Origin of the sequence: Spiribacter salilacus, from assembly GCF_009649225.1 — a bacterium.
GTDB classification, from domain to species: Bacteria; Pseudomonadota; Gammaproteobacteria; order Nitrococcales; family Nitrococcaceae; genus Spiribacter; species Spiribacter salilacus.
On the sequence record NZ_WJPP01000009.1, the window covers coordinates 1 to 13,629 of the forward strand.

General features: G+C 57.0%; 13 protein-coding genes. 1 reads left to right on the forward strand and 12 read right to left on the reverse strand.

Going from position 1 to position 13,629, the window contains the following annotated elements; all coding sequences use genetic code 11:
• Positions 1-200 precede the first annotated feature (200 nt).
• The 11 genes from fcl to GH984_RS10715 all read right to left on the reverse strand — a co-directional run bounded on the left by fcl (position 201) and on the right by GH984_RS10715 (position 11,282).
• Positions 201-1,160 carry a GDP-L-fucose synthase gene (gene fcl, locus GH984_RS10665; RefSeq protein WP_153720208.1) on the reverse strand — a complete coding sequence of 320 codons (960 nt, stop codon included), beginning with the start codon at positions 1,158-1,160 and terminating at the stop codon, positions 201-203.
• Complete coding sequence (gene gmd, locus GH984_RS10670) at positions 1,157-2,251, reverse strand: GDP-mannose 4,6-dehydratase (RefSeq protein WP_153720209.1); 1,095 nt, start codon at positions 2,249-2,251, stop codon at positions 1,157-1,159. Before gmd ends, fcl begins: the two co-directional genes overlap by 4 nt.
• A 9-nt stretch (positions 2,252-2,260) precedes the next feature.
• On the reverse strand, positions 2,261-3,313 hold the full coding sequence (locus GH984_RS10675) for an ATP-binding protein (protein WP_153720210.1): 1,053 nt from the start codon (positions 3,311-3,313) through the stop codon (positions 2,261-2,263).
• 264 nt (positions 3,314-3,577) lie between these two features.
• On the reverse strand, positions 3,578-5,101 hold the full coding sequence (locus GH984_RS10840; protein WP_216643669.1) for a sugar transferase: 1,524 nt from the start codon (positions 5,099-5,101) through the stop codon (positions 3,578-3,580).
• Between the two features lie 7 nt (positions 5,102-5,108).
• Entirely contained in the window at positions 5,109-5,822 is a 714-nt protein-coding gene (locus GH984_RS10685) for a nucleotidyltransferase family protein (RefSeq protein WP_153720211.1), read from the reverse strand.
• A gap of 100 nt (positions 5,823-5,922) precedes the next feature.
• Complete coding sequence (locus GH984_RS10690) at positions 5,923-7,074, reverse strand: UDP-N-acetylglucosamine 4,6-dehydratase (RefSeq protein ID WP_253939224.1); 1,152 nt, start codon at positions 7,072-7,074, stop codon at positions 5,923-5,925.
• 38 nt (positions 7,075-7,112) lie between these two features.
• Positions 7,113-8,576: an ATP-binding protein gene (locus GH984_RS10695; RefSeq protein WP_153720213.1), complete on the reverse strand. Its 1,464-nt coding sequence runs from the start codon at positions 8,574-8,576 to the stop codon at positions 7,113-7,115.
• Between the two features lie 69 nt (positions 8,577-8,645).
• Entirely contained in the window at positions 8,646-9,797 is a 1,152-nt protein-coding gene (locus GH984_RS10700; RefSeq protein ID WP_153720218.1) for a LegC family aminotransferase, read from the reverse strand.
• Positions 9,794-10,213 (reverse strand): type II toxin-antitoxin system VapC family toxin, encoded by a 420-nt coding sequence (locus GH984_RS10705; RefSeq protein WP_153720214.1) that lies wholly within the window; start codon positions 10,211-10,213, stop codon positions 9,794-9,796. Before GH984_RS10705 ends, GH984_RS10700 begins: the two co-directional genes overlap by 4 nt.
• Positions 10,210-10,467 (reverse strand): FitA-like ribbon-helix-helix domain-containing protein, encoded by a 258-nt coding sequence (locus GH984_RS10710; RefSeq protein WP_153720215.1) that lies wholly within the window; start codon positions 10,465-10,467, stop codon positions 10,210-10,212. Before GH984_RS10710 ends, GH984_RS10705 begins: the two co-directional genes overlap by 4 nt.
• A gap of 530 nt (positions 10,468-10,997) precedes the next feature.
• Positions 10,998-11,282 (reverse strand): DUF2288 domain-containing protein, encoded by a 285-nt coding sequence (locus GH984_RS10715; RefSeq protein WP_253939225.1) that lies wholly within the window; start codon positions 11,280-11,282, stop codon positions 10,998-11,000.
• 131 nt (positions 11,283-11,413) lie between these two features.
• Here GH984_RS10715 and GH984_RS10720 point away from each other — a divergent pair, with 131 nt between their 5' ends.
• Positions 11,414-12,817, forward strand: coding sequence for a Fic family protein (locus GH984_RS10720; protein WP_369692054.1), 1,404 nt, complete (start codon positions 11,414-11,416; stop codon positions 12,815-12,817).
• On the opposite strand, the gene GH984_RS10725 is transcribed toward GH984_RS10720, so the two are convergent.
• Entirely contained in the window at positions 12,793-13,563 is a 771-nt protein-coding gene (locus GH984_RS10725) for a YdcF family protein (protein ID WP_153720217.1), read from the reverse strand. The two genes, GH984_RS10720 and GH984_RS10725, sit on opposite strands and share 25 nt — an antisense overlap.
• Positions 13,564-13,629: the final 66 nt, after the last annotated feature.

Below are 13,629 nucleotides of genomic sequence, written 5' to 3' on the forward strand. Positions count from 1 at the left end.
GGGGGGGGGGGTGTGGGTACCGCCCTCAACGCCCCTAGGAAAATTTCTGAATATTGGCAATAGCATTCTCGAAATGCATAGATTTTCCTAGGGAGCCTGACACCACCGCCACCCGCTGAGCCGCCCCATCCGCTCAGCCGCTCCTTAAACGCTAACTTAACCTTGCATATCGAAAATAATATTTTAAATTTGCAAGGAAGTTACCCCGCCACAGCGGCCTCCTTAAACGCCCGATAAGTCTCTTCAATCCCTTTGCGTAGGCCGATGCGGGCGTGCCAGCCCATGGCGTTGAGGCGGGAGACGTTGAGGAGTTTGCGGGGGGTGCCGTCGGGTTGGGCGGGGTCGGTGAGGATTTCGCCGCTAAAGCCGACTGTTTCGGCGATGATTTCGGCTAGTTCGCGGATGGTGAGGTCTTGGCCGGTGCCCACGTTGATGTGCGAGAGCATGGGCTGGGTGTTGGCGATATAGACGTCGCGCGGGAGGTTGAGGACGAATAGCGAGGCGGCGGCCATGTCGTCGACGTGCAAAAATTCGCGGCGGGGTTGGCCGGTGCCCCAGATGGTCACGCTGGGGGCGTTGGCCGCGGCGGCTTCGTGAAAGCGGCGGATGAGCGCCGGCAACACGTGCGAATGCTCGGGGTGAAAGTTATCGCCGGGGCCGTAGAGGTTGGTGGGCATCACGCTGCGGTAATCGATGCCGTGGGTGTCTGCGTATTGGCGGTTGTAGCTTTCGCAGAGTTTGATGCCGGCAATTTTGGCGATGGCGTACGGTTCGTTGGTCGGCTCGAGGGTGCCGGTAAGCAGAGCGTCTTCGGCCATCGGCTGGGCGGCATTGCGCGGGTAAATGCATGAACTGCCAAGAAAAAGCAGCTTTTTGACGCCCGCGGCAAAGGCCTGGTGAATCACGTTGGCCTCGATCATGAGGTTGTCGTAAATAAATTCGGCCGGAAAGGTGTTGTTGGCCTTAATGCCGCCGACGCGGGCGGCGGCAAGGATGACGGCGTCGGGCCGCTCGGCCTGCATAAATTCGTGCACGGCGGCCTGATTGGTGAGATCAAGCTCGGCGTGGGTGCGGGTGATGATCTGATGATCGGTCTTATTGAGCTGACGAACGATAGCCGAGCCCACCATGCCGCGATGGCCTGCCACGTAAATTCTCATAGGCCGTGGGACTGGATAAAGGCTTGTTGGCGGGCGGCTTTTAGGTCTTCGGTTACCATTTCGGCGCACATTTCGCGGGTGGTAATTTCGGGGGTCCAGCCGAGCTCGCGGGCGGCCTTGGCGGGGTCGCCCAGTAGGGTGTCAACCTCCGTTGGTCGGAAATACCGCGGGTCGATGCGCACAATGGTGTCGCCCACTTGCACGCCGGGGGCGTTGTCGCCGCTAATCGCCTCGACGATGCCGCGCTCGTCTAGCCCCGCCCCCTCAAACCGCAGCGTGATGCCGCATTCGGCCGCCGCCCAGGTGATAAATTCGCGCACCGAGTATTGCTGCCCGGTGGCAATCACAAAATCTTGCGGGGCGTCTTGCTGCAGCATCATCCACTGCATGCGCACGTAATCTTTGGCGTGGCCCCAGTCGCGCAGGGCGTCGATGTTGCCCATGTAGAGGCAGTCTTCCAGGCCTTGGGCAATGTTGGCCAGGCCGCGGGTAATTTTACGGGTAACGAAGGTCTCGCCACGGCGCGGCGATTCGTGATTAAACAGGATGCCGTTGCAGGCATACATGTTGTACGCCTCGCGATAGTTGATGGTAATCCAGTACGCATACAGTTTGGCCACGCCGTACGGCGAGCGCGGGTAAAAAGGAGTTTGTTCGGTTTGCGGCGTTTCTTGAACAAGGCCGTAGAGCTCGGAGGTGGAGGCCTGATAAAACCGCGTTTTTTCCGCCAGGCCCAGCAGGCGAATGGCCTCGAGCAGGCGCAGCGAGCCCAAGGCATCGACATCGGCCGTGTACTCGGGCGACTCAAAACTCACCGCCACGTGGCTTTGCGCGCCCAAGTTATACACTTCGTCGGGCTGCACATCGTGCAATACGCGGGTGAGATTGGAGCTATCGGTGAGGTCGCCATAATGCAGGCATAGCCGCGGGTTGGGGTCGTGCGGGTCTTGGTAGATATGGTCGATGCGCTGGGTATTAAATTGCGAGGCGCGGCGCTTAATGCCATGCACCTGATAGCCCTTTTCCAGCAAAAACTCAGCGAGGTAAGATCCGTCTTGGCCGGTAATGCCGGTAATAAATGCTTTTTTCATGTGCTGATTTTAGCGTATTTTTTGCCACCCACGCACGTTAACGCCATGCCGTAAGGCGTTTAAATTGCCACCGTATATGAGCGTTGGAAATTGCGCCATCGGACCCGACCGCCTCATCCAGCGGCTGATGACGGTAAAAAGGCCCTTATGCAGATCTCGGGTGGGGTTAATTTGCACCGGGTTTATGTGGGAGCATTTGTCGATGATGAGGTCAATTTGATTGCCATTGGTGTCGCGCCAAAAGTAAAAGGCTGGGCGTGTGCCTTTATTAAGGGCGTTCTTACGGTATTCGCTAATCACCCATGCCTCAAAAATCTTTTTGTACAGGGGGTGCGCTAGAAGTTGCTCCGGCGTGTGTATATCGAGCAGCCAGCACAACAGGCCGGTATCTGAAAAATACAGTTTTTGCGCTTTAATGGTGCGTTTTTTGAAGTAGGCATGATGCGGTGGCAATCGGCGCACGAGGTAGCTGGCCTCAAGCACCGAGATCCAGGCGCGCACCGTGTTGCGCGTAATGCCGCAGTCTTCTGCCAGCGATGACAGATGCAAAAGCTGGCCGTTTTGCCGCGCGCACCGGTACACAAACCGGTAAAACAAGTCGATATTCTGCACGACCAACCATTGTTGTAGATCCCGCTCAACGAAAGTTGCCAGATAGTCTGCAAACCACTGCTGGCGATTCGTCTTTTTATTGAATAGCGGGGGGTAGCCGCCGGTAAGTAGTGTGTTTTCTAATGAGGACGGCGCTTTCTTTTCTCGTGCCAGCTCTGAGCGGCTAAACGGCAGCAATTCGAGATTAGACTCCAGATACGGCATGAGCGCCGGCACCCGTTGCACCTCATCAAGTATCGCGCCATTTTTTAATTGCGCTAAGAATTGTGTTGGGTTTTCCTTAGCAAGCGCTCGTAGCCCTAGATTTTCCAGCGATAAATAGGGCCGGCCCGTTTGCTTTGCCATCCAGCGGGCGAGCGTTGTTTTGCCGGACTGTCTCGGCCCAGTGACGCTGACAATTGGCGAGGCCGCCAACAGTTGGCGAAACCAATGCTCTGCAAAGCGATACATTGGGCGAATTTACGCGGCGGGTGGTGGGATTTCTGTGAACTGGTGCGCGGGGCGGGGGCGGGGCGCGGCGGGGCGCAGCGAGCCGGGGCGGGGCGCAGCGAGGCGGGGCGGGGCTCCGAAGGAGTTGTATGATGTTATTCGGCGCCCTAGGTAAATTTATGCAAAACGAGAATTGCTCTGCCAATCGGCAGGATTTTACCTAGAGAGCCAAAAGGCATTACCCCCTCCTCCGGCATCGCTGCTCGGTGCCTTCCTTCAAAAGCCTTACCACTCCGGCGCTCGATATTGGCCAACCGCCCATCCACCGCGCGCAGCGGAGCCATCCCGCCCCGCCGAAGCCGAAGCCGAAGCCGAAGCCGCCGCACCGGCACCAGCAGCTCCAGCGCCAACACCGGCCGCACCGGCACCGGCGGCACCAGCCCCCACGCCCAACTCGTCGTCGACCAGCTGGGCGAACGGCGCGATGGCCGGTAGAACTTGGAGGCGGACGCCGTGTTGCTGGCACCAGTAGCGGAGGCGGGCTTGTTTGATGGAGTTGGGGGTGAAGCTGAGCCAAATTTCGCTGAAGGGTTGGGCGGCAAAGATGGACTCGAGATCTCGCTCGGAGCCTAGTACGGGCAGGCCACCGACGCGTTTGCCGCGATAGCGCTCGTCGTCGTCATCCAGAAACCCGCGCAACTGCACGCGATCAAAGCCATCGCCGAGCAGCGAAGCTAAGGCAACGCCGCGAGGGCTGGCGCCGTAAATCAGTACGGGCACGGCATCGGAGCCAGCCGCGGCGGCCGCCTGGGCGCCGTTGCGATAGTAGCGGCGTCGCGCCAAAACTCGGGGCAAAATCATGAAGGCCACGCTCAGCACCACGGCGATGGGCACCAAGCCCAGCGACAAGCTGCGATGCACGAGCCCCATCATAATCACAAACGCAAACACCCAGCCGACGCCGTTGGCGTAGGCAATGCGCACGGCTTCGCCAAAGCCGAAGTGGCGCGCTGGCGCGCGGTAAACGCCGCCGAGCAGGAGCACTGGCACGACCACCAGCGGCATTAACCACAGGCCATCAACAAAAACGGCCCAGTGCCGGCTGTTGGGTAGGCCCTCGAAGCGGGCGAAGTTAGCAAGGCTCCAAGCGAGCATAACCATCGCCACATCCAGGCTCAGCGGCGGCAGCAGTGTGCGGGCATGAGCGCGCCAGGCAACTGCGCCGATGAGGCTATGGAAAACACCTTTAAAAATCCAGCCGATGTCGCTTAACAGCGAGTTTTGGCTGAAATAGGCAATGTCGGCGCGGGCTTTTTTGGGGAGGAGGTTGTCGCGGTAAAACTGCTCGGGATCACAATCGGGCGGATAGAGCAGCGCCTCGTTGCGAAAGGCCACTTGATTGGGGCCAAAAATGCCGGGCAAAAAATCGTGTACGCAGGCAAGATCGCCAGTAAACGCATCGGCAAAGCGCAAGATTTCGGGCCGGGGGCCGACGAAAGACATATCGCCTTTGAGGATATTCCAAAGCTGCGGCAGCTCGTCGAGCTTAGAGCGCTCTAAAAAGCGGCCGAGCCGGGTCATGCGCGCATCGTTCATCACGGTGACGTTAGCGCCGCGGTTGCCCATTCGATGCGGAAATTTGCGGAATTTATAAATGGTAAACGGCTGCCCGCCCTTGCCAATACGCGTTTGGGCAAAAACGGCGCGGCCGGGCGAGTCGAGCTTAATTGCCACCGCAATTAACGCCATCAAAGGCAGCGCAATGAGGCCACCGATGAGCGCGAGGGTGATGTCGAATAACCGCTTCATCGCCCCATTAGGTTCCAAAGTTGGGCAAACGCCCTTCGGCGACCATACTTTGGGCTTTTTTATAGTCTTCTGGCCGGCCGATATCGAGGAACTCACCCTCGTGCACAAAAACGCGCGCCGAGGCATTGTCATCAAGCATGGAATAAATTAAATCGTCAAATCCAAAGCTTAATCCGGTAGGAATTCGCTCTAGAATGCTGGGGTCCATGCAGTAAATGCCCATATTAAAGTTGTAATTTAAGACGGGTTTTTCACGGAAATCTTCGATTTGCCCTGTTTTATCGTCAAACTCAAAAACCCCCATATTTATCGGGACGGGCGTAGCTTTTACGGCCACCGTTAAGGGGTCTTGATGGTTAAGGTGAAAGCGGCGAAATGCGCGCAAATCAAGATCGGTCAGCAAGTCGCCATTAAGCACTAAAAACGGCTCGGTTAATTCATCACGCAGCATATCGAGCGCGCCGAGCGTACCCATCGGTTTATCTTCGGCCGTGTAGGATATTTTGAGCCCCCATTGCGAGCCATCACCACAAAGCGCCTGTATTAGGCTGCCCAAATGGCCCGTGGTGACCGTGACCTCTTCAATGCCGTTTCGCTTAAGCCAACCGAGCAGTAATTCGATGACCGGCAAGTCGCCAACGGGCATCATCGGTTTCGGCAAAACCAGCGTGTAAGGCCTAAGGCGAGCCCCTTGACCACCCGCTTGAATAACCGCTTTCATTGATACCTCCTGTATCACCTAAAAGTGGCATTAATACCCATTAATAGCTAGAACAATCGACGCTGAAAATTAGGGGGATTGGCGCCCCAAATAGCAGTTTTTACATGCGGCCGTCTAAATACCGGCCAGTCTCTTTGTGCGCAAAGTCGGGGAGGAGGTGGAAGAAGAGCGCGACGAGGTCGGCTTTTTGCCAGGTGCCGGCGGCGCGTAGGCGGTTGATTTCGTTAAGGAAGTGGTCGAGCCGGGCGGCGTCATAGGTGGCGGGGTTGCGTATGACGCCGAGGCTGGCAAAGCGCTGCCAGTCGATGTCTTCGTCTTGGGTGTAGAACTCTTCGAAGTCTTTTTCGCCGGTGGTGTCGCTGGCAAAAAAGTAGCAGGGCCATTGGCCTTGGGCGGCAAGGGGCTCGACGTTGGCGCGGGCTTCGGCCTCCGTGCTGCAGGGCACAGCCTCAAAGCCGCGGGCGGCCAGATAGCGCACGGCGATGTCGGCAAAGGTAATCAGATGCAGGCGCTCGCTGAGCTTGGGAAAGAGGATGTCGCGATTTTGGCCCAGCAGGCAAGAGAGCAGGCAGAGCTGGCCCGATTCGGTGTCGGTGACGAAATAGCGGCGCACGTCGTTGGGGGCGGCAATGGGTTGTCGCTTAGCAAGCCGTTGATTAAATCCATGTAACAGGCTGCCGTCAGAAAACGCCACGTTGGCGAAGCGCGCCATCGATACGGGCAGGCGCTCAGATTCGCGCATTAAAAACCGCTCCATAATGCGCTTGCTTGCGCCCATCATGTTGACCGGCGCGGCGGCTTTGTCGGTGGACACACAAAAATATTTCGCAGCACCCTTTTCTTGTGCCCAGCGCGCGGTAGACAGCGTGTTTTCGATATTTACCTCAACCATGCGCATCAGGCTGTAGGGGTCGCTTTCGGAGCGAACGTGCTTGAGCGCCGATAAGTTGAGCACGTAGTCGTACCCCCGCGGCTCGCGCATGAGTGCGGCGAAGGCGGTGGAGCCGGCATCGAGGGCAAAGGTGCGAAAATCGCCGTCGATGTAGCCCATGCTCGAGCGCAAATCGCGCACCAGTTCAACGAGGTTATTCTCGGAAATGTCCACCACATCTAGCGCGGCCGGGTTGCGGCAAAAGATCTCGCGCGTGACCGCCTGGCCAATCGTGCCCGCCGCCCCAATCACCAAAAACCGACTGCCCGCCACCTGCTCGGTCAACGCCGGCTCGTGCGCGGCAATGTCTTCGTCAAACAATGGGGTATCGCGCCCGATTAGGGAGAGGGGGTTCATGCTTACAAGCCCTCACAGAGGTCGGTTAGAGACTGGGGAATAACCTCACTAGACATCAATTTTGCACGCTGCGAGTCGGAAATTGATGGCGCAATCGCCGCATACTCCACTCGCCAACCACCAAACTGCCTATGGACCGATAAAAAGCGGGCCGCGCTCTCAAATAAGGAGGGAACCGCGTTGAGTAACTTATCGGCCTGCCTTTTGCAGGTTCCAAACCGGATTGTTTTATCATCCTCGGCCACCGCGACTAAATCGATTTCGACGTCAGAACGATCCCAGTAGCCGAGAATCTGCTCCGTTAATTGAAAATCACCTAGCCCCAAGCGACTGCGCTCTTGATAGAGCTGTGCGGCCAGATCCTCAAGGGCATAACCCTCAATTTCTGAAAGCCGGTTATTTGCCTGGGCGATCAACAGATCAACCGGTCTAAACGCTGATGCCGTTACAGGCTTTTGCAGGGCTGCAAGCCATGCTCGTAAAAAGTTATCACGGATATAGTAGCGGCCGCTGCGTGCCTTGCGCGTTGCAAAGATAGGTAATCTGCGCTCAATCATCTGATAACGCTCACGAAGAATCTTTAAATACCCGCCAGCTTGTTTGGCCTCACCAGGGCCAGAAACGTCTTTGATGTAAGACAAAATTTCCGCATTGGTGCAACCAGGATGAGTGGCTAAAAATTGCAGCACGGTGTCATAACGTCCGCGGAGCTCACGCAAAAACCAGTTATCCGCTTCATTTCTCAATGGGGAAGAACTCGCAAAAAACAGTTGACGAAGCAGCGTGTCACGATCAGCACCAAGGGCGTTTTGCTCGTAGGCATCACGATAAAACTTCGGCACGCCTTCAAATAGGTTCCACAAAAATAGCAACCGATCCGGTGAATCGTCGGCATGCGCCCTTAAGATCTCTAGGATTGAACTAATATCCAGATGACCAAGTTCAAGCGTATCGGTAGTCCGATTAAAAAGGGGTGCCTGTCTATCATCCAGCAGAGCCGTCATTTCTGCATGTAATGACCCAAGAACGATCAGCCCACCGGTAATCTCTGCTGCATTGGCACTTAGCTGATCGACCTCCGCCTGCAATAACGAACAAAAATCAAATAATGATTTACGATGAAAATATTGAAATTCATCTAAAGCGATCACATAGCCGCTTTGCACTAAATCTCTTATCAGCCCAGCTAGTTGCCCTAAGCTATGAATGCGCTGGTCGATCCCAAACATTTCTAAATAACCATTACATGCGGTGATAACGCCTGCCGGTTCTGAATCTGGTATCTGGATATATAGCGTCTTATCAACAGCAGCTGCCTGAAGCGCTTCTCGGATGAGTGCGGTCTTCCCAATCCGTCTACGACCTGAAATCTGAAGAAAAAACCACCGCTTCCTAGCCAATATCTCGTCTAGCTGGCTGCGTTCAGTACGACGCCCATAAAAAGACCAATATGAATTAGCAGCCATCCAAGCACCTAAGATAAAAATTTTTACCTTATCTTACATTTAGGGGTTTTCTTCATCAAGAACAATTATCTACATCCATCCATCTGGCACTGACGACGGTAAATTTACCAGGCGATCTTGCAGCCAGCGCGAGGTGGCCAGGCCGTCGTGGTGGCAATGGGCGTACATCGGTAGGTCGGTCATGAGCTGCCAGCCGGGGCGGGTCATGATGCCGGCGGCGTTGGTGGCCTCGAGCAGGGCGTCGCGCGCGGGTCGGTCGCTCAGCAGAACGGCATTGAGCCAGTAGTTGGCGGTGGTGCTTGGGCGCTCGGTAATGAAGGTTTCGGGGCGATCAGCAAAAAAGGCTTGATAACGGGTGGCGACCTCACGCTTCGCAGCGAGCATCTCGGCCAAGCGCGCCATTTGCGCCACGCCCAGGGCCGCGTTCAGGTTAGGCATGCGGTAGTTGTAACCCAGCTCGTCATGAATAAATTCGTAGGGGTGCGGCTGCTTGGCGGTGGTGGTTAGGTGCTTGGCGCGCGCGGCAAGGTCAGCGTCATCGGTAATGATCATGCCGCCCCCGCCGGTGGTGATGATTTTGTTGCCATTAAAGCTGAGGGTGCCGAGGCGGCCGGTGGTGCCGGCGTGGCGGGTGGCGTGGCTGGCGGCTTGGCGGGCGGCGGTGCCGGTGGGGGTGCCTGTCCAGCTGCCGAGGGCTTCGGCGGCATCTTCTACTAACGGCAGGTGGTAGCGTGCGCAAATTTCGGCGATGGCCTCGATGCGCGCCGGGTGGCCGAAGGTGTGCATGGGCAGCACCGCTTTAATGGGGCGACCGGCCGTGGCGGCATCGCTCAAAAAGCGCTCTAGGGCCTCGGGCGATAGGCCGAGCGTGTCTTCGTCTACATCCAAAAACACCGGCTTGGCGCCCAAATAGCGGATGGCATTGGCCGTGGCGATGAAGGTAAAGGCCTGGGTGATCACCTCGTCGCCGGGCCCAACGCCGGCCAACCGCAGGGCCACTTGGATGGCCGCGGTGCCATTGACCGTGGCCACGGCATAGCGCGCGCCGGTGTAAGCGGCCACTTGGCGCTCGAACTCGGCGATCAGCTCGCCGGCTGACGAGACGAAGTTGGAGTCGATGCACTCGATAAGACGCGCTTTTTCATCGCCAGCAAATACAGGGCGATGCAGCGGCACGGGGCCATCGCCGTAAATGGAGCGGATGGTTTGGATGAGGTTCATTTCACCCAAGGGTTAATAACCTTTAGGCCGACCGCCTCAAACGGCTGGGTATCACGTGTAGCAACGGAAAATCCGTTAGCAAGCGCAATGGCAGCAATAAAGGCGTCGGCCGTTGCAATCGCTAAACCGGTAGCCCGAGACTCGGCTAGCAGTTCAGCATAGTGCTTGGTACAGGCCATATCGAAACCCACCACCCGGTTAGTAAAACTTGGCAGTAAATACTGTTCTAAGTAATCATTTAGGCTGTTTTGGCGCTTTCCAACCGGCATTAACGCGACACCTGCCCGCAACTCAGCCACCGTGACGACTGAGAGGTAGAGCGTCTCCAACGCTTGCGCATCGAACCAGTCAAGAACGCGCTGACTTGGTTGCCGGCGCTGCGGTTCCGAAATCACATTTGTATCGAGCAGAATCATTCAAAATGCGCCGCACGGGCGGGCGACTTTACTCGCACCTGCTCAAAGAGCGCATGTTCTTCATCAGTCAGCCCCCCCAGCTCGGCCGCCGTTTTGGCCAAATATGAACCCAATTTAACTCGCTCTCTCGCCATCGCTGCTCGCTCCAGAATGTGCCGGATTTCAGCCTCAGTGCTGCGACCATGCTGCGCCGCTTGAATTCGGATAGCGCGGTGCACTTCGTCGGGTAAGTTTCTTATGTTGACGTTAGCCATTAGGTATTTTTTTGCTCAATGGTAGCAATGATATAAATTTAGGTGATGGTATCACATTAAGCCGGGTTTTGGGCGGCGAGGCGGCTTTTGGCTGGGTTACTTTTGGCGGGGCTGCGGAGCTGCTGCTGGGCTGCCGGGCGGAGTGGTATATCGTTATCCGGCGCCCTAGGTAAATTTATGCAAAACGAGAATCGCTCTGCCAATCGGCAGAAATTTACCTAGAGAGCCAAAAGGCATTACCCCCTCCTCCGCCATCGCTGCTCGCTCCAGAATTTGACTGATAATGCCGCATCAGGCCGACGGGTTATGGGTTTCCCGGCTAGCGCGGCGGCGCGGCGGCGCGGCGCAGCGGGGCGGGGCTACGAAGGAGTTGTATATCGTTATTCGGCGCCCTAGGTAAATTTATGCAAAACGAGAATCGCTCTGCCAATCGGCAGAAATTTACCTAGAGAGCCGAGGGTAACCCCACCACCCGTCCTCCAAGAGCCGACGGTAACCCCCCGCCCCCCGTCCTCCAAGACACCCCCTAATCAAGCGCCTTCCTGAACCAGCACCCAAGGGGCGGCGACCACGGCCCAGAGATCGGGGTCGCGCTGGTGCCAGTCTTGGGCGTCTTCGGTGCTGGCGCGCCACACGCGGCGGGTGCTCATCCAGTCCATAACGGCGGCCTCGTCATCGCGTACAAAGGCCGCGGCCACCGCCACCAGGTCAAGATCTGATGCCACCCGCATAACCACGCCCCGGGCAAAATGCCGCTCGAGTTCGGCCCAGCGAATGCGCGCCGTTTCGTTGTTCATGCTCTTGCTCTTGCTCATGCTCTTGCTCATAACAATAAATTACCAGCATCCTTACACATAGTCGCTTTTTTCAAGCGCATAGACAAAGAATGTTGCGCTTAAATGTGCTTTAATGGCGCATAGAATTTATACGCAAGTAAGAGGTTGGTGTGGCCCGGTCCATCCTTGAGCGCGACAAAGAGGCGATATTAGAGATCGTACACCGCCACTCAGGCGGTGTGACGGCACAGCAGATTGCTAAAGAGCTGCCGGGTGATATGCCGTTGCGGACTCTTCAATACCGCATCAAACAACTCGTTATGCAGCAATGCCTCGTCAAGCAGGGAAGTCGGCGCTGGACAACTTACCATCTGCCCGTTGAGCGCGAGACCAACACGGTGAGCCAACCCGACGAGCCGATTGCTTTCTCTAATGAGAGCACAGCAATTCGGGCGTACGTTCGCCAGTCGCCCGCGGCACGCGAACCGGTGGGTTATCATCATAGCTTTCTTGATGCCTACCAACCGGGCATAAACTTTTATCTTTCGCTGCGGGAACGCACGTATCTAGCAAAGATCGGTAAACCGCCCATGGCCGACCAACCGGCGGGCACTTACGCCAAGCAAATCCTCCATCGGCTCCTCATCGATCTATCATGGAACTCCAGCCGTCTGGAGGGTAATACCTATTCGCTGCTAGACACCAAGCGCCTCATCCAGTTCGGCAATGCTGTGGAAGGTCGGGACCCGGTAGAGGCCCAGATGATCCTCAACCACAAGGATGCCATCGAATTCCTCGTTGGCCAGGCAAACGATATTGGCTTCAATCGCTTCACCATCCTCAATCTTCACGCCATGCTCGCCAATAACTTGTTGGCTAATTCGAGGGCGCAAGGGCAGTTACGTTACATCCCGGTTGGTATTGAACGCTCAACCTTCTACCCCCTTGAGGTGCCTCAGCTTATTGCAGAATATTTTGAGCAGATACTGATGAAGACTGCCGCCATCAATGATCCATTCGAGCAGGCTTTGTTTTTCATGGTGCAACTACCCTATCTCCAACCCTTCGATGATGTGAACCGCCGAGTCTCGCGAATGGGTGCAAATATTCCCCTGATCAAGCATAACCTGGTTCCGCTCTCCTTTACCGATGTGCCGCGTGACATCTACACCGAGGCTGTCCTCGGCGTTTACGAGATGAACCGAATCGATCTTCTCAAGGATTTGTTTATCTGGGCCTATGAGAGGTCTGTCAGGCGCTACACAGCGGTGCGCCAATCACTCGGCGCCCCTGACCCGTTTCGACTTACGTATCGGGATGCTATCCAAGCCGTGGTTGGCGAGGTGGTCCGCGGAGCGATGGGTCGCAAAGAGGCAATCATGCATGTTGCAGATTATGCCAGCATTCATATTGAGCCCACAGAGCAAGAGCACTTTCGAGAGGTGGTTGAAGACGAACTATTAGCGCTGCATGCCGGCAACTTTGCGCGCTATCAAATCCGGCCGAGCGAGTTCGACGCGTGGCAGCGAGCCTGGGGTGGCCAACTCCCTCACAACCACCCCCGCAGCCAATAAAATCCATACCCCACCCATTCGTGGACGGCGCGGGTGCTGCCCGTCAGGCCGCGGATGCTGGGTAGGTAGCGGCGCAGGGTGATCACGGGATCGCTCGGTACGCTAAAGGCGGTGGCAACGGGGGTTACGTTTAGCCCGGCGTGGCGGAACACGGCCTCGGAGCGGCGCATGTGGGTGGCGGAAGTCACCAGCAGTAAGCGCTCGATGCCCGCCTCGGCCAGCATCGGCTTTAGGTAACGAATATGGTCGTGGGTGGTGCGCGAGAGGTTATCGAGCAGCAAGGCCTCATCTGGCACGCCCATGTCTAGCAGGAACTCACGACCGGCCTCGGCCTCGCTCAGGTTTTCAGGCCGCTCGGGGTGGCGACCGCCGCTCAAGATAAGCTTTGACGCCCGCCGGGCGTGATAAAGCCGTGCGCCATGCCAGTAGCGGTCGATAGAACCGCCCGCGGAGGGATATGGCCAGGCCGCGTCGTTACTAAACGCCCCGCCCAGCACCACAATGGCATCGGCCGTGGGCACTTTGTCGACGGGCAGATAAGGGTATTGGGCCTCCAGGCTTGCGTTCAAGCGATCTGCCGTCACCGGCATCGACCACACCCACAGCCAAGCCAAGGCAAATAGGGCGACGGCGATGGCGCCCCGCGGCCGGGCCAGCAGGCGCAAGGCCAATGCCACGGCGGCCAGCAAAAAAAAGGCGCCTAGGGGGTAAGCGAAAAGGGAGAGGGTTTTGATTACGTCGTACATACAAACAGGCCGCCATCTAACCTTTCAAGGGGGGTATCGATCGTTTTTCGGGCGCCGCGGGGGGGG

Bases quoted from the DNA above. Each gene is read 5' to 3' on its own strand.
- fcl (WP_153720208.1), bottom strand. From the start codon at position 1,160: ATGAGAATTTACGTGGCAGGCCATCGCGGCATGGTGGGCTCGGCTATC.
- gmd (WP_153720209.1), bottom strand. From the start codon at position 2,251: ATGAAAAAAGCATTTATTACCGGCATTACCGGCCAAGACGGATCTTAC.
- GH984_RS10675 (WP_153720210.1), bottom strand. From the start codon at position 3,313: ATGTATCGCTTTGCAGAGCATTGGTTTCGCCAACTGTTGGCGGCCTCG.
- GH984_RS10840 (WP_216643669.1), bottom strand. From the start codon at position 5,101: ATGAAGCGGTTATTCGACATCACCCTCGCGCTCATCGGTGGCCTCATT.
- GH984_RS10685 (WP_153720211.1), bottom strand. From the start codon at position 5,822: ATGAAAGCGGTTATTCAAGCGGGTGGTCAAGGGGCTCGCCTTAGGCCT.
- GH984_RS10695 (WP_153720213.1), bottom strand. From the start codon at position 8,576: ATGGCTGCTAATTCATATTGGTCTTTTTATGGGCGTCGTACTGAACGC.
- GH984_RS10700 (WP_153720218.1), bottom strand. From the start codon at position 9,797: ATGAACCTCATCCAAACCATCCGCTCCATTTACGGCGATGGCCCCGTG.
- GH984_RS10705 (WP_153720214.1), bottom strand. From the start codon at position 10,213: ATGATTCTGCTCGATACAAATGTGATTTCGGAACCGCAGCGCCGGCAA.
- GH984_RS10710 (WP_153720215.1), bottom strand. From the start codon at position 10,467: ATGGCTAACGTCAACATAAGAAACTTACCCGACGAAGTGCACCGCGCT.
- GH984_RS10715 (WP_253939225.1), bottom strand. From the start codon at position 11,282: ATGAGCAAGAGCAAGAGCATGAACAACGAAACGGCGCGCATTCGCTGG.
- GH984_RS10725 (WP_153720217.1), bottom strand. From the start codon at position 13,563: ATGTACGACGTAATCAAAACCCTCTCCCTTTTCGCTTACCCCCTAGGC.